Annotated in this window: 22 protein-coding genes and 1 pseudogene; 11 read left to right on the top strand and 12 right to left on the bottom strand. The window is 73.0% G+C overall.

Annotation, left to right across the window (positions count from 1 at the left end; all coding sequences use genetic code 11):
* Positions 1-3 precede the first annotated feature (3 nt).
* Genes ACZ7D7_RS31465 through ACZ7D7_RS31455 form a run of 3 tightly spaced genes read right to left on the bottom strand, consistent with a single transcriptional unit; the run spans position 4 to position 3,688 of the window.
* Positions 4-1,725 carry an L-aspartate oxidase gene (locus ACZ7D7_RS31465; protein ID WP_470828755.1) on the bottom strand — a complete coding sequence of 574 codons (1,722 nt, stop codon included), beginning with the start codon at positions 1,723-1,725 and terminating at the stop codon, positions 4-6.
* Positions 1,722-2,714, bottom strand: a complete 993-nt coding sequence (gene panC / locus ACZ7D7_RS31460; protein WP_470828754.1) for a pantoate--beta-alanine ligase — start codon at positions 2,712-2,714, stop codon at positions 1,722-1,724. The genes ACZ7D7_RS31465 and panC overlap by 4 nt, the downstream gene beginning before the upstream one ends.
* On the bottom strand, positions 2,711-3,688 hold the full coding sequence (locus ACZ7D7_RS31455) for a Rossmann-like and DUF2520 domain-containing protein (protein ID WP_470828753.1): 978 nt from the start codon (positions 3,686-3,688) through the stop codon (positions 2,711-2,713). The genes panC and ACZ7D7_RS31455 overlap by 4 nt, the downstream gene beginning before the upstream one ends.
* Before the next feature lie 182 nt (positions 3,689-3,870).
* Between ACZ7D7_RS31455 and ACZ7D7_RS31450 the strand changes: the two genes are divergently transcribed.
* The gene (locus ACZ7D7_RS31450; protein ID WP_470828752.1) at positions 3,871-5,112 is read left to right on the top strand and encodes a threonine aldolase family protein; all 1,242 of its coding nucleotides are present in this window, start codon (positions 3,871-3,873) and stop codon (positions 5,110-5,112) included.
* 10 nt (positions 5,113-5,122) lie between these two features.
* On the opposite strand, the gene ACZ7D7_RS31445 is transcribed toward ACZ7D7_RS31450, so the two are convergent.
* Positions 5,123-5,347: a hypothetical protein gene (locus ACZ7D7_RS31445; protein WP_470828751.1), complete on the bottom strand. Its 225-nt coding sequence runs from the start codon at positions 5,345-5,347 to the stop codon at positions 5,123-5,125.
* 245 nt (positions 5,348-5,592) lie between these two features.
* Between ACZ7D7_RS31445 and ACZ7D7_RS31440 the strand changes: the two genes are divergently transcribed.
* Positions 5,593-6,699, top strand: a complete 1,107-nt coding sequence (locus ACZ7D7_RS31440; RefSeq protein WP_470828750.1) for a DUF5937 family protein — start codon at positions 5,593-5,595, stop codon at positions 6,697-6,699.
* A 12-nt stretch (positions 6,700-6,711) separates the two neighbouring features.
* Here ACZ7D7_RS31440 and ACZ7D7_RS31435 read toward each other — a convergent pair whose 3' ends face one another.
* From ACZ7D7_RS31435 to ACZ7D7_RS31425, 3 genes are all read right to left on the bottom strand, one after another.
* Positions 6,712-7,344 (bottom strand): AAA family ATPase, encoded by a 633-nt coding sequence (locus ACZ7D7_RS31435; RefSeq protein ID WP_470828749.1) that lies wholly within the window; start codon positions 7,342-7,344, stop codon positions 6,712-6,714.
* A gap of 31 nt (positions 7,345-7,375) precedes the next feature.
* A complete protein-coding gene (locus ACZ7D7_RS31430; protein WP_470828747.1) occupies positions 7,376-8,047 on the bottom strand; it encodes a response regulator in 672 nt (223 codons plus the stop codon).
* 150 nt (positions 8,048-8,197) lie between these two features.
* Positions 8,198-9,400 (bottom strand): sensor histidine kinase, encoded by a 1,203-nt coding sequence (locus ACZ7D7_RS31425; protein WP_470828746.1) that lies wholly within the window; start codon positions 9,398-9,400, stop codon positions 8,198-8,200.
* 175 nt (positions 9,401-9,575) lie between these two features.
* On the opposite strand from ACZ7D7_RS31425, the gene ACZ7D7_RS31420 reads away from it, so the two are divergent.
* Complete coding sequence (locus tag ACZ7D7_RS31420) at positions 9,576-10,625, top strand: SAM-dependent methyltransferase (RefSeq protein WP_470828744.1); 1,050 nt, start codon at positions 9,576-9,578, stop codon at positions 10,623-10,625.
* Here ACZ7D7_RS31420 and ACZ7D7_RS31415 read toward each other — a convergent pair.
* Positions 10,590-11,741 (bottom strand): NADH-quinone oxidoreductase subunit D, encoded by a 1,152-nt coding sequence (locus tag ACZ7D7_RS31415; RefSeq protein ID WP_470828743.1) that lies wholly within the window; start codon positions 11,739-11,741, stop codon positions 10,590-10,592. The genes ACZ7D7_RS31420 and ACZ7D7_RS31415 overlap by 36 nt on opposite strands.
* Before the next feature lie 31 nt (positions 11,742-11,772).
* Between ACZ7D7_RS31415 and ACZ7D7_RS31410 the strand changes: the two genes are divergently transcribed.
* A complete protein-coding gene (locus ACZ7D7_RS31410; protein WP_470828742.1) occupies positions 11,773-12,294 on the top strand; it encodes a PH domain-containing protein in 522 nt (173 codons plus the stop codon).
* A gap of 59 nt (positions 12,295-12,353) precedes the next feature.
* Entirely contained in the window at positions 12,354-13,682 is a 1,329-nt protein-coding gene (locus tag ACZ7D7_RS31405; protein ID WP_470828811.1) for a PH domain-containing protein, read from the top strand.
* A 30-nt stretch (positions 13,683-13,712) separates the two neighbouring features.
* On the opposite strand, the gene ACZ7D7_RS31400 is transcribed toward ACZ7D7_RS31405, so the two are convergent.
* On the bottom strand, positions 13,713-14,894 hold the full coding sequence (locus ACZ7D7_RS31400) for a hypothetical protein (RefSeq protein ID WP_470828741.1): 1,182 nt from the start codon (positions 14,892-14,894) through the stop codon (positions 13,713-13,715).
* A 344-nt stretch (positions 14,895-15,238) separates the two neighbouring features.
* Between ACZ7D7_RS31400 and ACZ7D7_RS31395 the strand changes: the two are divergent.
* The 6 genes and pseudogenes from ACZ7D7_RS31395 to ACZ7D7_RS31370 form a co-directional block, all read left to right on the top strand.
* Positions 15,239-16,306, top strand: a pseudogene (locus ACZ7D7_RS31395) (phosphatidylglycerol lysyltransferase domain-containing protein); the annotation flags it as partial.
* 235 nt (positions 16,307-16,541) lie between these two features.
* Positions 16,542-17,459 (top strand): dihydropteroate synthase, encoded by a 918-nt coding sequence (folP, locus tag ACZ7D7_RS31390; RefSeq protein WP_470828739.1) that lies wholly within the window; start codon positions 16,542-16,544, stop codon positions 17,457-17,459.
* Complete coding sequence (locus tag ACZ7D7_RS31385) at positions 17,456-17,956, top strand: nuclear transport factor 2 family protein (protein WP_470828738.1); 501 nt, start codon at positions 17,456-17,458, stop codon at positions 17,954-17,956. The genes folP and ACZ7D7_RS31385 overlap by 4 nt, the downstream gene beginning before the upstream one ends.
* A 265-nt stretch (positions 17,957-18,221) precedes the next feature.
* Positions 18,222-18,581 carry a dihydroneopterin aldolase gene (gene folB, locus ACZ7D7_RS31380; RefSeq protein WP_470828736.1) on the top strand — a complete coding sequence of 120 codons (360 nt, stop codon included), beginning with the start codon at positions 18,222-18,224 and terminating at the stop codon, positions 18,579-18,581.
* Positions 18,578-19,189 carry a 2-amino-4-hydroxy-6-hydroxymethyldihydropteridine diphosphokinase gene (folK, locus tag ACZ7D7_RS31375; protein ID WP_470828734.1) on the top strand — a complete coding sequence of 204 codons (612 nt, stop codon included), beginning with the start codon at positions 18,578-18,580 and terminating at the stop codon, positions 19,187-19,189. The genes folB and folK overlap by 4 nt, the downstream gene beginning before the upstream one ends.
* 58 nt (positions 19,190-19,247) lie before the next feature.
* Entirely contained in the window at positions 19,248-19,736 is a 489-nt protein-coding gene (locus ACZ7D7_RS31370) for a DUF3180 domain-containing protein (RefSeq protein WP_470828732.1), read from the top strand.
* Between the two features lies 1 nt (position 19,737).
* Here ACZ7D7_RS31370 and ACZ7D7_RS31365 read toward each other — a convergent pair whose 3' ends face one another.
* From ACZ7D7_RS31365 to ftsH, 3 genes are all read right to left on the bottom strand, one after another.
* The gene (locus ACZ7D7_RS31365; RefSeq protein ID WP_470828731.1) at positions 19,738-20,598 is read right to left on the bottom strand and encodes a hypothetical protein; all 861 of its coding nucleotides are present in this window, start codon (positions 20,596-20,598) and stop codon (positions 19,738-19,740) included.
* Positions 20,599-20,796: 198 nt separating this feature from the next.
* Positions 20,797-21,402: a GTP cyclohydrolase I FolE gene (gene folE / locus ACZ7D7_RS31360; RefSeq protein WP_470828730.1), complete on the bottom strand. Its 606-nt coding sequence runs from the start codon at positions 21,400-21,402 to the stop codon at positions 20,797-20,799.
* A 98-nt stretch (positions 21,403-21,500) separates the two neighbouring features.
* Positions 21,501-23,537, bottom strand: a complete 2,037-nt coding sequence (gene ftsH, locus ACZ7D7_RS31355) for an ATP-dependent zinc metalloprotease FtsH (RefSeq protein WP_470828728.1) — start codon at positions 23,535-23,537, stop codon at positions 21,501-21,503.
* Positions 23,538-23,674 lie beyond the last annotated feature (137 nt).

Raw genomic sequence — 23,674 nt, 5'->3', positions numbered from 1 at the left:
CTGTCACTGCTCCTGAGGACGTCGCGCGGGGAGGGTCGGGGGGAAGTCTGCGGTGTCGGTGGTGTGCACGGCGAGGGTGCGGTCCGGATTCAGGCGTACGACGATGTGGCGGCGCCAGTTCGCGTCGTCGCGTTCGGCGTGGTCCTCGCGCCAGTGGCAGCCGCGGGTCTCCTCGCGCATCCGGGCCGCCGCCACCAGGACGCGGGCCACGCACAGCAGGTTGGTGGACTCCCACGTGTCGACGCCGGGCTCGGCCGTCTTGCCGTTCTCGGCCAGGGCGTCGCGGGCCTCGCCGTGCAGCCGCTGGAGGTGATCGGCGGCCTTCGCGAGGGAGTCGGCGGAGCGCAGCACGCCCGCGCCCTCGGTCATGATCCGCTGGATCGCGAACCGGGCCTCCGGCGGCAGCAACGGGTACGCCGGTGTCTCCGGGTGCGGGACCGGTGCGGGCACGCGCGCGTGGAGGACGTCGCGGGCGTGGCCCTCGGCGATGTCGGCGGCGATGCGCTCGGCGTAGACCAGGCCCTCCAGGAGGGAGTTGGACGCCAGGCGGTTGGCGCCGTGCACGCCCGTGCAGGCGACCTCGCCGCACGCGTACAGGCCCGGCACCGAGGTGCGGCCCCTGTCGTCGGTGCGGACGCCGCCGGACGCGTAGTGCGCGGCCGGGGCGACCGGGACGGGCTGCGTGACGGGGTCGATGCCGTGCGCGCGGCAGGCGGCGAGGATCGTCGGGAAGCGGTGCTCCCACATGTCGGCGCCGAAGTGCCGGGCGTCCAGGAACATGTGCTCGGCACCCCGCTCCTGCATGCGGCGCATGATGCCCTTGGCGACGATGTCCCGCGGCGCCAGCTCCGCCAGTTCGTGCTGCCCCACCATGAAGCGCACGCCGTCCGCGTCGACCAGGTGGGCGCCCTCGCCGCGTACGGCCTCGGAGACCAGGGGCTGCTGGCCCTCGGCGTCCGGGCCGAGGAACAGCACGGTGGGGTGGAACTGCACGAACTCCAGGTCGCTGACCTCGGCGCCCGCGCGCAGCGCCAGGGCCACGCCGTCGCCGGTCGACACGGACGGGTTGGTGGTCGCCGAGAAGACCTGGCCCATGCCGCCCGTGGCCAGGACCACCGCGGGGGCGTGGACCGCGCCCACGCCGTCGTGCTGGCCCTCGCCCATGACGTGCAGGGTGACGCCGGCGGTGCGGCCGTCGGCGTCCGTGAGGAGGTCCAGGACGAGCGCGTTCTCGATGGTGCGCACCCCACGCGCGCGGACCGCCTCGACGAGAGCCCGGGAGATCTCCGCCCCCGTGGCGTCGCCGCCCGCGTGCGCGATGCGGCGCCGGTGGTGGCCGCCCTCGCGGGTGAGCTCCAGGCCGCCCTCGGCGGACTCGTCGAACTGCGCGCCGGTCTCTATCAGGCGGCGTACGGCGCCCGGTCCCTCGGTGACGAGGAGCCGGACCGCCTCCTCGTCGCACAGGCCGGCGCCCGCGACCAGGGTGTCGTCCAAGTGCTGCTCGGGGCTGTCGCCCTCGCCGAGCGCCGCCGCGATGCCGCCCTGTGCCCAGCGCGTGGAGCCGTCGTCCAGCCGGGCCTTGGTGACGACGACGGTGCGCAGTCCGGCGGCCTCGCAGCGCAGCGCCGCGGTGAGCCCCGCGACGCCGGAGCCGACGACCACGACGTCGGCCGGGATCGACCACCCGGGCGCGGGCGCGTGCAGTCGTATGCCTGTGCTGGTCACGAGGCGGCTCCGAAGGTGAGGGGGATGTTGTCGATCAGCCGCGTGGTGCCCACCCGGGCGGCGACGGCGAGTACGGCCTCGCCCGTGTGGTCGTCGTCGATCTCGGTGAAGTCGGACGGGTCCACCAGGGCCAGGTAGTCCAGGGTGAGCGGCGGGTCGAGGCGGGCGGCGTCGTCCAGGATCAGACGGGCCGCGGCGCGGACGGCCGCCGGGGCGCACGGGGCGGCCTTGGAGACGGCGTGCGCGTCGGCGGCGGCGCGGGACTCGCCTATGGCGCTGAGGGCCTCGGCACGGGCACGCGTGGCGGGCCATTCGCGGGCGCGGGCGCGCAGCGCCTCCTGCGCGGCGTGCCGGTCGCGGCCCGCGAACAGGGCGCGCGACAGGGCGAGCGCGGTGCGCCGCTCCTGGGGCGAGAGGTAGCGGTTGCGGCTGGACAGGGCCAGGCCGTCGTCCTCGCGGACCGTGGGGACGCCGACGATCTCGACGCCGAAGTTCAGGTCGCGCACCATGCGCCGGATCAGGGCGAGCTGCTGGGCGTCCTTCTGCCCGTACAGGGCGACGTCGGGCCGGGTGAGGTGCAGCAGCTTGGCGACGACGGTGAGCATGCCGTCGAAGTGTCCGGGGCGCGAGGCGCCCTCCAGCCGTTCGCCCATGGGGCCCGCGGTGACGCGGACCTGGGGTTCGCCGCCGGGGTAGACCTCGTCGACGGACGGGGCGAACACGACGTCCGCGCCCGCCTCCTCGGCGATCTTGACGTCGGCGTCCAGGGTGCGCGGATAGCGGTCGAGGTCCTCGCCCGCGCCGAACTGGAGCGGGTTGACGAAGACGGTGACGACGACTTCGCCGTCCGGGCCGGCGATGCCGCGCGCCGTGCGGATCAGCGTGCCGTGGCCCTCGTGCAGGGCGCCCATGGTCATCACGACGGCGCGGCGGCCGGTACGCGTGCGTGCGTGCAGTTCGTCGGCGGTGCGCAGCAGGGTGGTGGTCATCGGGCGTCCCCTTCGGTGCCTTCCGTGCCGTCGGTCCCGTCCGGTCGGTGCGTTCCGTGCGTGCCGCGGGCTCCGCCGTTGGCGAGTACCCCGAGGAGGTCCTCGGCGAGCTCCGGCTTGAGCAGGCCGGACGCGAGCGCCCGGCCTGCGGTGGCGCGGGCCATCGCGAGGTAGCCGTCGACGGTGTCCGGGGCGTGCCTGCGCAGCTCCGTCACGTGCGCCGCGACGGTGCCCGCGTCACCGCGCGCCACGGGGCCCGTGAGCGCCGCGTCGCCGGAGCGCAGGGCGTTGTCCAGGGCGGCGCCGAGCAGCGGGCCGAGCATCCGGTCGGGCGCCCCGACGCCGGCCGTGCGCAGCAGTTCCAGCGACTGGGCGACGAGCGTGACGAGGTGGTTGGCACCCAGGGCGAGCGCCGCGTGGTACAGCGGGCGGTTCTGCTCGGCGATCCACTCGGGCTCGCCGCCCATCTCGATGACCAGCGCCTCGGCGGCGAGGCGCAGTTCGTCGGGCGCGGTGACGCCGAAGGAGCAGCCGGCCAGCCGCTGGACGTCGACGGGGGTGCCGGTGAACGTCATCGCGGGGTGCAGCGCCAGCGGCAGCGCGCCCGCGCGCAGGGCGGGGTCGAGGACCTTCGCGCCGTACCGTCCCGAGGTGTGCACCAGCAGCTGGCCCGGCCGTACGGCACCGGTCTCGGCGAGGCCCGCGACCAGGCCGGGCAGCGCGTCGTCGGGCACGGTCAGCAGGACCAGGTCGGCACGCCGGAGGACCTCAGCGGGCGGCACGAGCGGCACGTCCGGGAGCAGTTGTGCGGCGCGCCGGCGGGAGGCGTCGGAGACTCCCGAGGCGGCGACCGGGCGGTGCCCGGCGAGTTGCAGGGACGCGGCGAGCGCCGGGCCCACGCGTCCGGCGCCGACGACGCCGACGGTGAGCCGCGCGGGGCGGTCCCGGGGATCTGGCTGTTGGCTTGTACTCACGCGACGGCGGCCTTCCCGTTCCAGTCCGCTCTGGGTACCGGACGATTTCTCGTCATGTTAACGCGATCGGTTCGAGGGGCGTCCGGTTGTCCACAGGCTGTGGGTTTCTGTGGACGGCTGAGCCGTGCGGCGTGGGGAATTGGGGGTGCCCGTCCAGCGCGGCGCACGGGATGATCCGCTCCATGGAAGCACCTCTCCAGCACCCGCCCGTCCACGACGACACCCACGAGGACGAGCCCGGCGACCACGACGACCACGGCGGCCCCGACACCATCGACGGCCACGACGGCCACGACGACCGCGCGAAGCGCCTGAGGGAGCGCCGCACCGCCGCCCACCGGGGCGCGCGCCGCACCCTCGCGCGCCCCGGTTTTCTCGGCACCCTGAGGGACCGCCTCGCGCTTCTGGAGTCCGCGTCCGGCCTGTACGACCTGGACGAGCCGTCCGACATGTACGGCAACGGCATCGTGGAGGCCCTGGAGGAGCGCGTCGCCGGGCTGCTCGGCACGGAGGCCGCCGCGTTCTTCCCGACGGGCACGATGGCGCAGCAGGTCGCCCTGCGCTGCTGGGCCGGCCGCACCGGCGACCCCACCGTCGCCCTGCACGCCCTGAGCCACCCCGAGGTGCACGAGCGCAACGCGTTCAGCCGGGTCAGCGGCCTGCGGCCGGTCCGCGTGACGGGCGAGCCCCGGCTGCCGACGGCCGCCGAGGTGCGCGACTTCGAGGAGCCCTTCGGCGCGCTGATGCTGGAACTGCCCCTCAGGGACGCCGGTTTCGTGCTGCCGTCCTGGGAGGAGCTCACCGAGGTCGTGGACGCGGCGCGGGAGCGCGACGCGGTGGTGCACTTCGACGGCGCGCGCCTGTGGGAGTCGACCGTCCACTTCGGCCGCCCGCTGGACGAGATCGCGGGCCTCGCCGACAGCGTCTACGTGTCGTTCTACAAGTCCCTCGACGGCTACGGCGGCGCCGCGCTCGCGGGCCCGCAGACGCTCGTGACCGAGGCGAAGGCGTGGCGCCACCGCTACGGCGGGATGCTGTTCCAGCAGTTCCCGACCGTGCTGTCGGCCCTCGCGGGCCTGGAGCGCGAACTGCCCCGGCTGCCGGAGTACGTGCGGCACGCGCGCGTGGTGGCCGCGGCGCTGCGCGAGGGGCTCGCGGCGGCCGGGCTGCCGTGGGCGCGCGTGCACCCCGAGGTGCCGCACACCCACGACTTCCAGGTGTGGCTGCCGTACGACGCCGAGACCTTGTCGGAGACCGCGATCCGCACCGCCGAGGAGACCGGGACGATGCTCTTCGCACACGCCTGGGACCAGAGGGGGCCGGGCCTGGCCTGCACGGAGGTGTACGTCCGCGCGGCCGGCCTGGACTGGACGCCGGACGACGTGACCGAGGCGGTCGCCGAGTTCGCCGCCCGGCTCCCGTAGGACGCGGGAGTCAGCAGGCCGAGCGCGAGCGCGGACGCAGGAGGCGCAGCAGGCGTCCGCGGGTCCACCGCCCCCGGCAAGGGAGGGCGCGCCCCGTGAGAACGGCGTGGAACTCCCGCCGGTCGCGCAGTTCGCGCACGACCTGCCAGTCGTGGGCGCCGGGCGCGGGCGGTACGGGCTCGCCGTGCTGCCGGGCGCGGTAGGTGTCGAGGAGGTACTGCTCGGTGATGCTCATGACGGATCGCCCTCTCGGGACGCAGGAGACGTCGGAGACGTGGGTCGGAGACGTTGTTCGGAGACGTGGGAAAGGTGGGAGACGTGCCGGCCCACCGCGTCCACGACGCGTGTGACCTGTGGTTTCGGGCTCCGCGGCTGCCCCGGTGCCTCCAGGTTGCGCCGTCGTCGCGGCGAAGTCCCGTCGATTGACGGCGGCCGTCAAACGGGGGCCGCGTTGTCAGTGGCGGGGTGCACCATGAGGACATGGGCGTCGACATCGACATCACGGGGCTGCGGCCGGAGAGCGTCACGGTCGCGCCCTCGCCGCTGGCCGAGCTCGGCATGGCGCTGCACGCGCTGTCCGAGCCGGCCCACCATCCCGGCCTGCAGGGCTGGGTCACCGGCGTCACCGCGCGGCTCGACTCGCACCTGGCGGACCGCATGTGCGAGGCGGACTTCCTGTGGCGGACGACGCACTCGGACCTGTTCCTGCCGTGCGCGGGCCTTCCGGGCGGCCACACCCTGCCGGGCACCACGCTCACCGAAGAGCTGGACATACTGGACAAGCTGTCGGACGAGCAATTCGTGGACGCGGCCCTGGAGTTCACGTGCGCGCTGCCCTACAGCTCGCGCGGGCCCGCCGCGCTGGCCGACGCCGAGGTGCGCCGGCGCGCCCTCGACCTCGCGGCGGCGCGCGGTCCGCAGCAGCTGCGCTTCAGCGAGCGGCTGATGGCCGACCCGCCCCGCATCCGGTCCTGGCTGCGGCAGTTCCTGCGGGACTGCGACGAGGCGTTCTTCGCGGAGACCTGGGCGCGGCTGAAGCACCAGCTCGCGGCGGACGCCCGCCTCAAGACGGACCTGCTGCGGCACAAGGGCCTGGCCGGGGCGCTGACCGCGGTGTCCCCGGCGGTGACGGTGGACGAGTCGGCCGACAGGATCACGGTCGACAAACTGGGCGACGGCCACACCGCCACCCGCGGCGTCGGCCTGCTGCTGGTCCCGACGAGCCTCGGCTGGCCGCACCTGATGGTCCTGCACCGGTACGCCTGGCGGCCCGTGCTCCACTACCCGGTCGGCTCACCGGAGCTGGCCGCCCCGCCCTCCGTCGAGCAGCTGGCCCTGCGGATGACGGCCCTGTCCCACCCGGTCCGCATGCGCATGTGCCGCCACCTCGCGCGCAGCGCGTACACCACGGGCGAGCTGGCCCAGGTGCACGGCATGACGGCGCCGGAGATATCCCGGCACCTCGGGGTGCTGAAGAAGGCGGGCCTGATCACGACGCGCCGCCGCGGACGGTACGTGCTGCACCAGCTCGACGTGACGGTGGTGGCCCGGCTCGGCAGCGACTTCCTGGAGGGCATCCTCCGGTAGCTCGGCGGCCGTTCAGTCGAGGCGGATGTGCCGCAGCCCGACCCGGGCCTGCCGCAGCCTGGTGCGCAGCGCGCCCTCCTTGTTGGGCCGCAGCCGCAGCCCGGCCAGGACGGCTATGCGGTCGGCGGTCTTCGGCACGGTCGACTGGTCGGTCCACAGATGCTCGGCGAACTCGTCCCGGCTCAGCCGCTCCAGACAGTGGTCGAGCTGCCGCACGGCCCAATTCTCCTCGCGCGCCCCGGCGTTGCGGCCCGTGACGTGGCGCAGGGCGCGCCCGAGGCCGCGCTCGCGCAGCCGCCGCAGCACGGTCTCACGCTCGGCGAGGAGCGTGAAGTGCCGTACGTCGTGGCCGAGTTCGCGCAGCGCGCCGACCGTCTCGGCGAAGTAGCCGGAGTCGGTGACCGTCATCGGCACGATCACCACACCGTCGTGCTTGGTGAGCGCGAGGTCGAGCACCTCCACGACCCCCTGCCGCCAGGCGGTCAAGTCCTGGAAGTCGCCGCGCAGTTCGGGAGGGAGCATGCGTCGCAGACCGAACCCGGCGTGCTCGGGATCGCAGATGACGCTGCCCGTCAGGCGGCGCTGGATCTCGTGTGCGGTCTGTGTCTTGCCGCCCCCGAAGGGGCCGTTGATCCACAGGAGCATGCGCAGACCCTACCGACGCCCGCGCACCCCGTCAGCCCAGCCCTCCGGCCCGTACGAGACCCGTCTCGTAGGCCAGCACCACGACCTGCACGCGGTCCCGCAGGCCGAGCTTGGTCAGGATGCGGCCGACGTGCGTCTTCACGGTCGCCTCGGACAGCACGAGCCGCGCCGCGATCTCCCCGTTGGACAGGCCCTGCGCCACCAGCACCATCACCTCGCGCTCCCGCTCGGTGAGCCGTTCCAGCTCCTTGTGCCGGGGCCGGCCCCCGGCGCCCGGCAGCATCGGCGCGAACCGGTCCAGCAGGCGGCGGGTGGTGGACGGCGCGACGACCGCGTCGCCGCTGTGCACGGCGCGGATCGCGGTGAGCAGTTCGCCGGGCGGCACGTCCTTGAGCATGAAGCCGGAGGCGCCCGCCTTCAGCCCGGAGAAGGCGTACTCGTCGAGGTCGAAGGTGGTCAGGATCAGCACCTTCGGCGGGTTCGGCCCGGCGCAGATGCGGCGGGTGGCCTCCACGCCGTCCAGCTTCGGCATGCGGACGTCCATCAGCACGACGTCGGCCTCGGCCGAGGCCAGCACCTGGAGGGCCTCGACGCCGTCGCCCGCCTCCGCGACGACCTCCATGTCCGGCTGGGCGTCGAGCACCATCCGGAACCCGGTGCGCAGCAGCACCTGGTCGTCGACGAGCATCACGCGGATCGCCATCGGGGCCTCTTCCGTTTCTCTCTGGGGGTCTCTCGGTCGGTCTGGCTGGTCATCCGGTCGGCTGATTTCCGCCGCTCGGCCGGTAGCCGCTCGGCCGGTCGCTGGTCGGCCGGGGTCGTGACAGGTGTCAACGGAGGGCGTGCGAGAGCGTCAATGCGCGGGTTTGAGCGGGAGCAGCGCACTGATGCGGAATCCTCCGCCTGGACGCGGGCCCGCGTCCAGGGTTCCGCCGACCATGCCGACCCGCTCCCGCATGCCGATCAGCCCGTGGCCCCGGCCGTCGAGGCCGCCGTCCTCGTACAGCTCGTGCGGGGCGCCCTTGCCGTCGTCCTCGACGAGCAGGCCGAGACCGTCGTCGAAGTAGACCAGACGCACGCTCGCGCCCGCGTCGGGACCGCCGTGCTTGCGGGTGTTGGTCAGCGCCTCCTGCACGATCCGGTACGCCGTGAGCTCGACGCCGCTGGGCAGCGGGCGCGGCGTGCCCTCGACCTTGAAGTCGACGGGCAGCCCGGCCCCGCGGCACTGCTCGACCAGGTCCTCTATCTGCTCGACGTCGGGCTGCGGCACGTACTCGCCGGCCTCCTGGTGCTCGCCGGTGCGCAGCACCCCGAGCAGCCGGCGCATCTCGGCGAGGGCCTGGCGGCCGGTGGACGAGATGGTCTCCAGGGCCTTCTTCGCCTGGTCGGGCGCGGCGTCCAGGACGTAGGCGGCGCCGTCGGCCTGCACGACCATCACGGAGACGTTGTGCGCGACGACGTCGTGCAACTCACGCGCGATGCGGGCGCGTTCGGCGGCGACCGCGACCTTGGCCTGCGCCTCGCGCTCCTTCTCCAGCCGGGCGGCGCGCTCCTCGAGCTGCGCGAAGTAGGCGCGGCGGGTGCGGATGGAGTCGCCGAGCACCCAGGCGAGGGCGAACGGCACCGTCAGGAACACCGCCGTCGCGACGTTGCCCGCGACGCCCGTGTAGTCGTTCGGCCAGCGCAGCTGCGCCGCGGACGCGGCGCACAGGCCGGCGCCCAGCGCGAGCCAGGACGCCCAGCGCGCGCCCTCGGCGGCGACCGTGTAGATGATCACGAGCATGCCGAAGTCGGCGGCCATCGTCCCGACGTCCAGCACCAGCTGGCCGAGCCCCACCCCGAGCGCGAGGAGCAGCATCCGCTCCGGCATGCGCCGCCGCAGCGCTATCACCAGGCACAACAGGAGGATGACCGGGGCGATCAGCACCGGCGAATCGGTTCCGTTGGCCTCCTGCCGGGGACTTTCGGCCACCACCGCGATCCCGAGCAGGACGACGGCCCAGAAGGTGTCGACCCCGGTCGGGTGCCTGCGGAGGAAGTCATAGAGGCGCTGCACGTAACCCAGCGTAGGGAAGCGTGGTGCGTGCAGGAGTCAACCGGAGGGTCGATCCGTACCGCCCCGGCATACTCCGCAAGGTGGAGGGACCGGTCCCGGATACGCCCGGGGCCCGTCCGCGGCGTACCCGCGAGACCACCGCACGCAGGCGCCCGGCGGTGTCTAGCCTGGCCCGGTGACGGCGGAGACGAAGGACCGGGCGCGGGACCAGGACGAGTGGCGGGGCTGGCGGGACGCCGCCCTGGAGGCGCTGTACGGACCCGCGGGGTTCTACCGCCGGGCCGAGGGCCCGGCCGGGCACTTCCGGACGTCCGTGCACGCGTCGCCGTTGTTCGCCCGGGCCGTGGCCCGGCTGCTGGGCCGGATCGACGAGGCGCTCGGCGCGCCCGGGGAACTCGCTTTCGTCGACATGGCGGCCGGGCGCGGGGAACTCGTCACCGGCGTCCTCGCGGCCCTGCCCGCCGGCGTGGCGGCGCGCACGCGGGCGTACGCCGTCGAGATCGCCGACCGGCCCGCCGGGCTCGACCACCGGATCGAGTGGCTCCACGAGCCCCCGCGGGGCGTCACCGGCCTGCTGTTCGCCAACGAGTGGCTGGACAACGTGCCCGTGGACGTCGCCGAGGTGGACCCCGCCGGTGTCGTCCGGCGCGTGCTCGTCGGCCGCGACGGCACCGAACGGCTCGGCGAACCGGTCACCGGGCCGGAGGCCGACTGGCTGGCCCGCTGGTGGCCGCTGCCCGCCGAGGCCGGCCTGCGCGCCGAGATCGGGCTGCCCAGGGACGAGGCCTGGGCCACGGCCGTCGGCACGCTCGACCGGGGTCTCGCCGTCGCCGTCGACTACGCGCACCCGGCGCACGCACGCCCGCCGTTCGGCACCCTCACCGGCTTCCGCGAGGGACGCGAGACGGCACCCGTGCCGGACGGGTCGTGCGACATCACCGCGCACGTCGCCCTGGACGCCTGCGCGCTCCCCGGCGCACGCCTGCTCTCCCAGCGCACCGCGCTGCGCGCCCTCGGTATCACCGGCGCACGCCCGGCACTCGCCCTGGCCTCCAGTGACCCCGCCGGGTACGTACGCGCCCTCGCGAGCGCCGGTGAGGCCGCCGAGCTGACCGCGGCGGGCGGCCTCGGCGACTTCGGCTGGCTGATCCAGCCCGTGGGTCTCGGCGGCGAGGCGGATCCGGCGGACCTATTTGTCGATGTCGCCGACGACGAAGAACATTGACCCCAGGATCGCCACCATGTCCGCGACGAGCGTCCCCGGCAGCAGCTCGATGAGCGCCTGGATGTTGTTGAACGACGCCGACCGCAGCTTCAGCCGGTACGGCGTCTTCTCACCCTTGCTGACCAGGTAGTAGCCGTTGATCCCGAGCGGGTTCTCGGTCCACGCGTACGTGTGGCCCTCGGGCGCCTTCAGCACCTTCGGCAGCCGCTGGTTGATCGGTCCGGGCGGCAGCTCGGCGATCCGGTCCAGGCAGGCGTCCGCGAGGTCCAGGGAGTTGTGCGTCTGCTCCAGCAGGCACTCGAAGCGGGCCAGGCAGTCGCCCTCCTGCCGGGTGACGACCTTCAGGACGTCCTGCAGCTCGCCGTAGGCCAGGTACGGCTCGTCGCGGCGCAGGTCGAAGTCGACGCCCGACGCCCGCCCGATCGGCCCGCTGACCCCGTACGCGTGCACCGCCTCCGGCGTCAGGACGCCCACGTCGCGCGTGCGGCCGCGGAAGATCTCGTTGCCGAGCACCAGGTCGTCGATGCGGTCCATGCGCGAGCGCACACCCGCGACGGCGGCACGCGCGCGTGCGGTCCAGCCGGCCGGCAGGTCCTCCTTCAGGCCGCCGACCCGGTTGAACATGTAGTGCATGCGCCCGCCGGAGACCTCCTCCATCACGTTCTGGAGGGTCTCGCGCTCCTGGAACGCGTAGAACACCGGCGTGATCCCGCCCAGCTCCAGCGGGTACGAGCCGAGGAACATCAGGTGGTTGAGCACGCGGTTCAGCTCGGCGAGCAGCGTGCGCGTCCACACCGCGCGCGGGGGGACCTCCATGCCGAGCATGCGTTCCACGCCGAGGACCACGCCGAGCTCGTTGGAGAACGCCGACAGCCAGTCGTGGCGGTTGGCGAGCATGATGATCTGGCGGTAGTCGCGCGCCTCGAACAGCTTCTCCGCGCCCCGGTGCATGTAGCCGATCACCGGCTCGGCGCTCGTGATCCGCTCGCCGTCGAGGACCAGCCGCAGTCGCAGCACACCGTGCGTGGACGGGTGCTGGGGCCCGATGTTCAGCACCATGTCGGTGCTCTCGGCGGCGCCGCCGATACCGACCATGGTCTCCGTCGTAGGAGTCATGAACACAGTCTCTCCTACGTACGCTGGCCTCATGGAGACGGGGAGCCCGCACGACACGGGGACAGCGGGAACGGCACGGCCGGACGACGCCGGGCCGGTGTGGACCGGGCTGCCGCGCGGCCTGCTGCGCATGCGGCGCCTGCTGCTGGTGGTGTGGCTGGGACTGCTGACGCTCGCCGCCGGGCTGCTGCCGGGGCTGTTCGCGGGGCCCGGCTGGGCGGCGTTCGCCCTGCTGCCGCTCGCGCTCATGGCGTGGGGCTGGGTGATGCTCGGCCGCAACTGGCGCTCCTGGCGGTACGCCGAACGCGCTGACGACCTGCTGATCAGCCGGGGCGTGCTGTGGCGCCAGGAGACCGTCGTGCCGTACGGACGCATGCAGCTCGTGGAGGTGACGTCCGGGCCGGTCGAGCGGCACTTCGGGTTGGCCGGTGTGCAGCTGCACACCGCCGCCGCGGCGACCGACGCGACCATCCCCGGCCTCGACCCGGCCGAGGCGGAACGCCTGCGCGACCGCCTCACGGAACTGGGCGAGGCCCGATCGGCGGGGCTGTGACCACGCCCGACGCGGACCGCGAGACGCCCACGGCACCGCAGCCCGGAGACGGCGCCCCCATTGACGGCGCCCCCGGCAACGGCGCCCCCGGAGACGGCGTCACCGAGCGGCGGCTGCACCCCGTCACGCCGCTCAGGCGGGCCTGGGCGCCCATCGCCGTCGTCGCCGGGTGGGCCTTCCACGACCCCGACCAGGCACAGCGCCAGCTCACCAGGATGACCACGGGCACCCTCCTGATCGGCCTCGCCGTGCTCGTGCCGGCCGCCGCCCTGTACGGCTTCATGACCTGGTGGTTCACGCACTTCGCGGTGACCGGCACCGAACTGCGCATCCGCACCGGGCTGCTGTTCCGGCGCACCGCGCACATCCGGCTGGAACGCATCCAGGCCATCGACGTCACACAGCCGCTCCTCGCCCGGGTCGCGGGCGTCGCGAAACTCCGCCTCGACGTCATCGGCACCGACAAGAAGGACGAACTGGCCTTCCTCGGCGCCGGCGAGGCCCGCGCGCTGCGCGCCGAACTCCTCGCGCGCGCGGCCGGTTTCGCGCCGCAGACCGCGCACGAGGTCGGCGAGGCGCCCGCCCGCGAACTGCTGCGCGTGCCACCCGGCGTGCTCGCCGTCTCCCTGCTGCTGACCGGCGCGACCTGGGGCACGCTGGCCGCCGCGCTCGTCGTACCGCCGGTGCTGTGGCTGTTCACGCACAGTGTGTGGACGGTCCTCGCCACCGCCCTGCCCCTGCTCGGCGCGGCGGGCGCGAGCAGCGTGGGCCGCTTCGTCGGCGAGTACGACTGGACGGTGGGCGAGTCGCCCGACGGACTGCGCCTGGACCACGGGCTGCTGGACCGCGCCCACGAGACGGTGCCGCCCGGCCGGGTGCAGACGGTACGGATCGTGCAGCCCCTGCTGTGGCGGCGGCGCGACTGGGTGCGCGTCGAACTGGACGTGGCCGGCTCGTCCAACTCCGTGCTGGTGCCGGTCGCTCCGCGGGAGGCCGCCGGGGCGATCGTCGCGCGCGTGCTGCCCGGCGTGACCGTGCCGCCGCGCGAGGCGCTGTCCCGGCCGCCGCGCCGCGCCGCCCGGTGCGTGCCGGTGTGGTGGCGCGGCTACGGACTCGCCGTCTCCGACGCGGTGTTCGCGGCCCGCTCGGGGCTGCTGCGGCGCAGCCTCGCCCTGGTGCCGCACGCGAAGGTGCAGAGCGTACGGCTCACTCAAGGCCCCTGGGAGCGGCTCTGCGGGCTCGCCGACGTGCACGTGGACACCGGCGCCAACAAGACGGTGACGGCCCGTCTGAGGCCCGCCGACGAGGCCGCGCGACTCCTGCACGCCCAGGCCGAGCGCTCCCGCACGAGCCGCCGGGACGCCCGCCCCGACCGCTGGATGGCCTGAAGGGCCCGCCCCGACTCCGCAGGCGCGGGGTCAGGACGCCGCGCTGCGCAGGCCCTGTACGTCGATCTGCTCGGTCTCGTCGTGGGCCGTCAGGTCGATGACCTGAGGATGGTCACCGGACTCCGCGCCGGCCGGCTTGAAGGCGGCCTCGGTCTCCGCCTTGTGCAGGGCGAGGGCCTCCTGGCCGACGACGTCGGCGAGGTCCTCGTTCTGCACGGCGTCGAGCGCGCTGCCCTGCTCCGGCGCCTGCTTCTTCGTACCGAAGAAGTCGAACCCGCCCTCGGCCGACGGACGCCGCGCCGGCGCCTGGGGCACGACGGCCACCGCGGTCGGCACCGTGAAGTGGCCGGACTCGTGCCGCCCCTGCGGCTGCGCGACCGCGCCGCGGGCGGCCGCCGCCTCGTGCCCGTCGGCCGCCTCGGGCTTCCCCGGCGTCGCGTCCTCGCGCGCGGTGCCGCTGCCGGCGTCGTCCGCCGCCGTGTCCGCCCCGGCCTCCCGGTCCTTGGGCGCACCGCCACCGCCCTTCGGCGAACCGCCGCCGTCCGGGCCCGCGGGACCCTCGGACCGGTCCGCGTCGAACCTGGCCAGCGCCGCCCGCGCCTTCAGGAACAACTGCGAACCCTCGGGCGAGAACACCGCGGGTACGGCCGGCGTCTCCTCGGCGGCGTCGGCCGGGACGCTCTCGGGCTTCTTCTCCTCGACGGGCGGCGCCGCCTGCGCCGGAACGGGGGCGGGGGGCAGCGCGCGGGCCGGCGCCGCCGCCTCGATCTCCAGCAGACGGCGGCCCTCCAAGGCGCTCGCCCGCTCCGTCTCCGCCGTGGCGTACCGCCGCAGCAGCGCGGCGTGTTCGTTGCGCAGACCGGCCAGTTCCGTCCGCTTGGCCCGCAGTTTCTGCTCCAGCTTGCCGCGCAGTTCCCGCGACTCCTCGAGATCCGTCTCGAGTTCGGCGACGCGTTCCTCGTGACGCCATTCGTCGCTCGCACGCGCGCGCGTGAGGTCGGCGACCTGCTTGCCCGCCTGAATGTCCCAACGGCGCATGACGACGGCGCCGGCGACAGCGGTGACCGCCGCCGCGGCGGCCAGGCCGCGCAGCACCACGGCTTCCGCGAACACCCACGGTCCCAGCGCGCAGACGACGGAGACGCCTGCTATCGCCGACGGGGGCAGCAGCCTGTGCAAGGGCGGGGAATGGCGATGACGTCCACGTGGCATGGCCAGAAACTTACCGCGCGTAGGCGATTCTTGGCTCCCCGGGCCGCAAAAACAAAGCCATACCGAAGGCCTCACGGGGAATCAGGAATTCCGCCAAGATCGTTTATCGCTCGGGCGCCGTACGACCGCCCCGCCCGCCGCTTTGCCCGGCCCCGAAGAGCAATGGCGAAAGTGAGTGAACCTCCTCCGCCCAGGCACCGTCCTAGAGGGCGCAATGGCGCCGGAGGCCCCGGACCGGCATCCGGCCCAAGACCCTTCGAGGGACCGGCCCGAGGTCCCCCGACAACCGGCCCGAGGCCTCTCACGGAACCGGGCCGAAGTCTCTCGCCGAACCACGGGATGCGATGTCTGTCAGGAGCGAAGCGGAAAAGCCGAGCGGGGTCCCGCCCCGGCCGCGGCCCCTGCCGCGCGCCCTGCGCGGCCCCCGCCCCGAGGCCCTGCAAGCCCACCTCGGCGGCGCCTGCGCCCTCGCCGGAGTCCTGGACCTCGCCACCGGCGTCTTCCCCCGCCTCCCGCACGGCCCCGGACCCGCCCACCCGCCCGCCCTCGCCCACGCCCACGCCCACGCCACGGAAGCGCTGCCCGACGCGCTCGGCCCATGGGCCTCCGCCTGCGCCCTCACCGTCGGCGTCCTGCTGCTCCTGCTCGCACCCGGCCTCCGACGCGGCACGCGGCGTGCCTGGCGCGCGGCGGTCCTGCTCCTCCCGGCGGGCGCCGTCGCCCAGTTCGGCCACCCGCACGCCGTCGCCGGCGTCCTCGTCTCCCTGACCCTGCTCACGCTCCTGCTGCGCCACCACGGCCGGTTCACCGCCCCGCCCGACCCGCACGGCCACCGGCACGCCCTGGCCAACCTCGTCCTCATGGGCGCCGGTTCGCTCCTCCTCGGCCTGCTCGTCGTCAGCGCCCACCCCGACCGCACGGTCGGCGACCCGAGCCTCGCCGACCGACTCTCCCACGTCCTCCACGGCCTGTGCGGCCTCGAAGGCCCCGTCGCCTACGACGGCGACACCGCCCAGACCGTCGCCCTCTCCCTCGGCGCCCTCGGCCTGCTCACCGTCCTCACCACCGGCCGGCTCGCCCTGCGCTCCGCACACCCCGCCGCCCGCCGCACCCACCAGGACGAGGCCCGCCTGCGCGCCCTGCTCACCGCGCACGGCGCCCACGACTCCCACGGCCACCCCGCCCTGCGCCGCGACCGGGCCGTCGTCTTCTCCCCCAGCGGCAAGGCCGCCGTCACCTACCGCGTCCTCCCCGGCGTGCTGCTGGCCGACGGCGAACCCGTCGGCGACGCCGAGGCCTGGCCCGGTGCCATCGAACGCTTCATGGACGAGGCCCGCGCCCACGCCCGGACCCCCGCCGTCACGGACTGCTCCCAGGCAGCCCGCCGGGCGTGGACCCGCGAGACCGGCCTCACCTTCCGCGGGGAAGACCGCCGGCTCCCCCAGGGACGTGACGGGACAGGCCACCGGACCGCCCCACCACGCGCGCGTACCCGGCCCCGACCACGCCCCCGGCCACACCCCGCGAGCAGCCGCAACGCCGGATAGCCCGCCCCAGGACAGGCCCGGGCGGCAGCCCACCCCCCACCTCGGGGCTCCCGCCCGGGCCGCATCACCCACCCCCCGCCCACGGGCCTACGCTGAACACATGAGCAAGCAGAGCAGCGGACGCGGACGCGTGGCGGGTCTCCCGGACTGGGACCGCTGCGCGGTCATGGGAGTCGTGAACGTCACCCCCGACTCCTTCTCCGACGGCGGCCGCTGGTTCGACACGACCTCCGCCGTCAAGCACGGCCTCGCCCTCGTCGACGAGGGCGCCGACCTCGTGGACGTCGGAGGCGAGTCCACCCGCCCCGGCGCCACCCGCGTCGACGAGGCCGAGGAACTCAGGCGCGTCGTCCCCGTCGTCCGCGGCCTCGCCTCCGAGGGCGTCGTCGTCTCCGTCGACACCATGCGCGCCTCCGTCGCCGAACAGGCACTCGCGGCCGGCGCCGCGCTCGTCAACGACGTCAGCGGCGGCCTCGCCGACCCCGCCATGATCCCCACCGTCGCCGCCGCCGGCGCCCCCTTCGTCGTCATGCACTGGCGCGGCTTCCTGGAGGGCGGCAACGTCCGCGGCGTCTACGACGACGTCGTCACCGAGGTCGTGGACGAACTGCACGCACGCGTGGAGGCCGTCCTCACCGGCGGCATCGCCCCCGACCGCGTCGTCGTCGACCCCGGTCTCGGCTTCTCCAAGGACGCCGAGCACGACCTCGAACTCCTCGCCCACCTCGACCGCCTCCTCGGCCTCGGCCACCCCCTGCTGGTCGCCGCCTCCCGCAAGCGGTTCCTCGGCCGCGTCCTCGCCGGACCCGACGGCGCCCCGCCGCCCGCCCGGGAACGCGACGCCGCCACCGCCGCCGTCTCGGCGCTCGCGGCCCACGCCGGCGCCTGGGCCGTGCGCGTCCACGAGGTCCGCGCCACCGCCGACGCCGTACGCGTCGCGCACGCCGTGACCGAGGCGCGCACCGGAACCGGCACGCCGGGCGCATCCGGCGCCCACGGCGCGGAAGGAGCCCGGTGAGCGCCCCCCACACGGACGTCGAGCAGGTCGAGGCCGCCAACAGGGCCTTCTACGAGGCCCTGGAACGCGGCGATTTCGAGACGCTCACCTCGCTCTGGCTCACCCCCTCCGACCTGGGCGTCGACGAGACCTACCACGACCCCGCCGACACCGGCGTGATCTCCTGCGTGCACCCCGGCTGGCCCGTCCTCACCGGCCGCGGCGAGGTCCTCAGGTCGTACGCGCTGATCATGGCCAACACCGAGTACATCCAGTTCTTCCTCACCGACGTGCACGTGTCCGTCACCGGCGACACCGCCCTGGTGACCTGCACCGAGAACATCCTCAGCGGCGGGCCCGCCCCCGAGGGCAGCGACGAGCCCGGCCCTCTCCTCGGCCAGCTCGTCGTCGCCACGAACGTGTTCCGCCGCACCTCCGACGGCTGGAAACTCTGGTCCCACCACGCCTCCCCCGTCATGGCCGAAACCGACGAGGAAGAAGGCGACGAGACCCCCTGAGCGGGTGCGCGCGAAGACCTGAGCGGGTAGGCGAGTAGTCAGGACGTGGTCGGAATCACCAGCACCCCGGTGCGGTCCGCCACCACACCGTGAGCCACCGGGTTCTCCAGGGGAAACACGCGATGAATCCTCCGGACTCCCACCCCGGCGCCCGCCCCCGCGGCCCGGCCCCGTCAGTGCCCGCAGGTAGATTCGACCGAGGCCACCCGTGCCGCCCGCACACGGCACGGACCGGCCGACACCGACGATTGCAGGAGTGATTCGCGTGGATCGTGTCGCGCTGCGCGGCCTGAAGGCCCGCGGGCACCACGGAGTGTTCCCCAAGGAGCGCGAGGAGGGCCAGACCTTCATCGTGGACCTCGTCCTTGGCCTGGACACCCGCCCGGCCGCTGCCGACGACGACCTGGCGAAGACCGTGCACTACGGAATCGTGGCCGAGGAGGTCGTGGCCGTCGTCGAGGGCGAGCCCGTCAACCTCATCGAGACGCTCGCCGAGCGCATCGCCCGGACGTGCCTGAAGCACGACGGGGTCCACGAGGTCGAGGTCTGCGTCCACAAGCCCGACGCGCCGATCACGGTCCCCTTCGACGACGTGACCGTCACCATCACCCGGAGCCGCGTATGACCAGGCCGTTCACCCCGGGCCACACCGACCCGACCGTGCAGCCCGTCCCCGCCTCCGTCGTCGAACAGGTCGACGCCGCGGACACCACGCTGCACAACCCCAAACGCGCCGTGATCTCCCTCGGCTCGAACCTCGGCAACCGCCTGGAGACCCTCCAGGGCGCCATCGACGCGCTGGAGGACACGCCCGGCGTCCGCGTCAAAGGCGTCTCACCCGTCTACGAGACCGAGCCCTGGGGCGTCGAGCCCGGCAGTCAGCCCTCGTACTTCAACGCCGTCGTGGTCCTCAAGACCACCCTCCCGCCGTCCTCGCTCCTGGAGCGCGCCCAGGCCGTCGAGGAGGCCTTCCACCGCGTACGGGACGAGCGCTGGGGCGCCCGCACCCTCGACGTCGACATCGTCGCCTACGCCGACGAGATCTCCGACGACCCCCGGCTCACCCTCCCCCACCCGCGCGCGCACGAACGCGCCTTCGTCCTCGCCCCCTGGCACGACCTGGACCCCGAGGCCCGGCTCCCCGGCCACGGCGCCGTCGCCGGACTGCTGGCCGCCGTCACCCGCGAGGGCGTCGCGCCCCGCGCCGACCTGGAACTCAGGCTGCCCGAATAGCCGTTAAGGTCGAGACGACCGCGTTTTCGCGGCCGCGGCGGGCAACCGAAGGGACACCGTGAGAGAGCTGCGCATCAGGGTGCTGGCCGGCGTCTTCGCCGTCGCCGGAGTCCTGTCCTGGGCGGGCGCCCGCCTGTGGAACTCGGTCGGGACCCTGCCCAGCGTCCCCCTGGCCGCCCCCGTGGTCCTGGCCCTGATCGCCGTGGTCCTGCTGGCCACGGCGATCTCCCTCCGCGCCCGTCTCAAGGCCCAGCGCGAGCGCCGCCCCGACGCCAAGGGCGTCGACCCCCTGGTGGCGGCCCGCGCGGTCGTCTTCGGCCAGTCCAGCGCCCTGGTCGCCGCCCTTGTCGCCGGCATGTACGGCGGCACGGGCGTCTTCCTCCTGGAGTTCCTGGACATCCCGGCCCGCCGCGACCAGGCCGTCTACGCCGGCTTCTCGGTCCTCGCCGCCATCGCCGTCATAGCGGCGGCCCTCTTCCTGGAACGAGTCTGCAAACTCCCGGAAGACGAAGACAACGACACCCCGGGCACAGCCCCGGCAGCGTGACTCACCAGGCCTGCCGGGCGAGATGCCCGTTGACCAGGAATCCCGGACAGGGCTCCAGTCGGTAGCCGTAAAGGGTGAACGGTTTGTTCCCCTCGGCTCTCCGCAGCCGCACCTCACGGACCTCCGCCCAGCCGGATTCCTTGAGTTGAAGGGGGTGCTGTTCAGGCTTGAACGTGCCGCGCGAGGGCCAACTGTCGGCGACGACGAGGTGGGACCCCCGCCTTTCGGGCCGGGGAGTGAACCGCGCCCCGATGATCTGTGCCAGTTCCGCGAGAAACGCCGGGTTGGCGCTCACCAACAGACGACCGGACCACTGCTTGCTGCGGAAACCGTCACCGTCCGTATAGCCGTCCAGAAATCCCTCGAAGGTCTCCCGGTCCCGAAGCACCACTCGTGGAAACCGCTGCCGCATGTGATGAGCGTCCCCGCCCACGTACTGGCGCATCAGGTCGGCCAGGTATGACGACACCGCACGGACCCGGAAGCCTGGCGCATCGCGCTGGAGATATCCCGACGGGCGAGACACCGCTTCGAGGCGGGCGGACAGCCCCGTCGCCGCAGTGAGGCACTTCGCGAACCGCGCGGCGAAGTCCTCGTCGTTGACGACCAGAGACACATAGTTCCTGCCGACCGTCGCATCAGAGCAGCAGGCCCCGACGAAGTAACCGAACTCGTGGCCCGGCACGATCGTCAACCGCTCCCGGCAGAGCTTGCGCGCATGAGTCCAGGCGAGAACCGTTCCCTCGGCGTCCCTCGCGTGCACCCAACCGTCGGGCGTGCCCAGCAACTGATCGGCGCCGACGGTGAACATCACGCGCTCGGTGACCACCTCCACGACCTCACGGGTCGTGGCAGCGGCCACTTCCACAACCGTGCTCTCGACTGTGCGATCTCCGTCCAGCGCCCAGACTCGGCATCCCACGTACACGTCCCGGGCCCGCAGGCGCCCACCGACCACGTTCACCGTCTGCCTGCTGGGCAAGCCGTTTCCCACCACGATCCCCTTGATCAGCGATCAACTCACCGATCCGGACCGTATCGGGCAGCACTGACAATCAGGTCAACGCGCCAGTATCAGACTCATCGCCTCGGCCCGGGTGGTGGCATCCCGGAGCTGGCCACGCACGGCCGACGTCGTGGTCTTTGCGCCGGGCTTGCGAACACCGCGCATCGACATGCACATGTGCTCGCACTCGATGACGACGATCACGCCTCGCGGCTCGAGGATCTTCATCAGGGAGTCGGCGATCTGGGTGGTGAGCCGCTCCTGCACCTGTGGACGCCGGGCGTAGACGTCCACCAGCCGGGCCAGCTTCGAAAGGCCGGTGATCTTGCCATCGGCCGACGGAATGTACCCAACATGGGCAACTCCGACAAACGGCACCAGATGATGTTCACAGGAACTCAGGACCTCAATGTCCTTCACGAGCACCATCTCGTCGTGCCCCAGGTCGAACGTCGTCGTCAGGACGTCCTCGGGCTTCTGCCACAGCCCCGCGAAGATCTCCTTGTAGGCCCGGGCCACGCGGGAGGGGGTTTCCCTCAGGCCCTCGCGGTCCGGGTCCTCGCCGACCGCGATCAGCAGTTCGCGTACGGCGTTCTCGGCCCGCTTCTCGTCGAAGTCGCCGATCGGGCCCTCGCCGTCCAGCGTCACGGGGTCGGTCATGTGGTGCCTCGTTCCTGTGTCTCTGCCTGCGGTCATGCAGAAATGCCGCGCCCCCCAGGCTAGAACCTGGGGGGCGGGGCATCCATTCCGGGCCGGGGTCAGCTCTCGGAGCGTTCCTCCGGGGTGCGCTCGGCGGACGGAGCGGGCTCCGTCGCCGTGCTCTTGGCGGTGATCGCCGCCGTCGCGCCGTTGGCGCCGTTCGTCAGTGCGAGCTCCTTCGGGGAGAGCACCGGCGGACGGGTGGACGGCGTACGCCGCGAGGAGCCGGTCCAGGCGGGCCGCGGCGGGCGCTTGACGATCGGCGCGAAGATCTCGGCGATCTCCTCCTTGCCCAGCGTCTCCTTCTCCAGGAGGGCCAGCACGAGGTTGTCGAGCACGTCGCGGTTCTCGACCAGGATCTCCCACGCCTCGTTGTGCGCGGTCTCGATGAGCTTCTTGACCTCTTCGTCGACCAGCGCGGCGACCTCTTCCGAGTAGTCGCGCTGGTGAGCCATCTCACGTCCGAGGAACGGCTCGGTGTTGTCCCCGCCGAACTTGATCGCGCCGAGACGCTCGGTCATGCCGTACTGCGTGACCATCGCGCGGGCCAGGTTGGTGGCCTTCTCGATGTCGTTGGCGGCACCCGTCGTCGGGTCGTGGAAGACGAGCTCCTCCGCCGCGCGACCGCCGAGCATGTAGGCCAGCTGGTCCAGCATCTCGTTGCGCGTGGTGGAGTACTTGTCCTCGTCCGGCAGCACCATCGTGTAGCCGAGGGCGCGACCTCTCGACAGGATGGTGATCTTGTGGACGGGGTCGGAGTTCGGTGAGGCCGCCGCGACCAGGGCGTGTCCGCCCTCGTGGTACGCGGTGATCTTCTTCTCCTTGTCCGACATGATCCGGGTCCGCTTCTGCGGGCCGGCCACGACGCGGTCGATCGCCTCGTCCAGCATGTGGTTGTCGATCAGCTTCTGGTCGCTGCGGGCCGTGAGCAGGGCGGCCTCGTTCAGGACGTTGGCCAGGTCGGCACCCGTCATGCCGGGCGTGCGGCGGGCGACGGCGGACAGGTCGACGTCGGGCGCGACCGGCTTGCCCTTCTGGTGGACCTTGAGGATCTCCAGGCGGCCCTGCATGTCGGGCCGGTCGACGGCGATCTGCCGGTCGAAGCGGCCGGGACGCAGCAGCGCCGGGTCCAGGATGTCGGGGCGGTTCGTCGCGGCGATGAGGATCACGCCGCCCTTGACGTCGAAGCCGTCCATCTCGACGAGCAGCTGGTTCAGCGTCTGCTCGCGCTCGTCGTGTCCGCCGCCGAGGCCGGCGCCGCGGTGGCGGCCGACCGCGTCGATCTCGTCGACGAAGACGATCGCGGGGGCGTTGGCCTTGGCCTGCTCGAACAGGTCACGGACACGGGAGGCGCCGACGCCGACGAACATCTCGACGAAGTCGGAGCCGGAGATCGAGTAGAACGGGACGCCGGCCTCGCCCGCGACGGCACGCGCGAGCAGGGTCTTGCCGGTGCCGGGCGGGCCGTAGAGCAGCACGCCCTTGGGGATCTTGGCGCCGACGGCCTGGAACTTGGCGGGCTCCTGGAGGAATTCCTTGATCTCGTGCAGTTCCTCGACGGCCTCGTCGGAACCCGCGACGTCCGAGAACGTGGTCTTCGGGGTGTCCTTGGTGATGAGCTTGGCCTTCGACTTGCCGAAGTTCATCACCCGGGAGCCGCCGCCCTGCATCTGATTCATCAGGAACAGGAAGACGACGACGATGAGGACGAAGGGAAGCAGGGAGAGCAGGATGCCGACGAACGGGTTCTGCTTGGACGGCGAGACGGTGTAGCCGTCCGGGATCTGCTTTTCCTGGAACTTGTTCTGCAGCGTGTTGGCGATGTCGACGCCCTGGTCGCCGATGTAGCTCGCCTGGATCTTCGAGCTGTCCTCGACCTTTACGCCGTCCTTGAGCTGGACCTTGATGGTCTGCTCGTCGCCGGTGGTCAGCTTGGCCGACTCGACCTTGTTGTCATTGATCGCCTGGACGACCTGGCCGGTGTCCACCGTCTTGTAGCCGCCGGACGAGCCGACGACCTGCATCAACACGACCACGGCAAGGACGGCCAGCACGATCCACATGACCGGCCCACGGAAGTATCGCTTCACGTCCATCCATACGGAGCGGTGCCGCCCCGTCCCTCCTGCCATAGTGAGTTTGATAAGACAGTTCTTCTGACGGTACCCCAGCATTGTCGCCCGAAGCCGCACAGGAAGACTGGCGAGCCCGTCTGCATGCTCCAACGGCGCGA

It is taken from the genome of Streptomyces sp. NPDC037054 (assembly GCF_055606745.1).
Note: the sequence above shows the minus strand (reverse complement) of the source record. Positions and strands in the feature narration are given on the sequence as shown.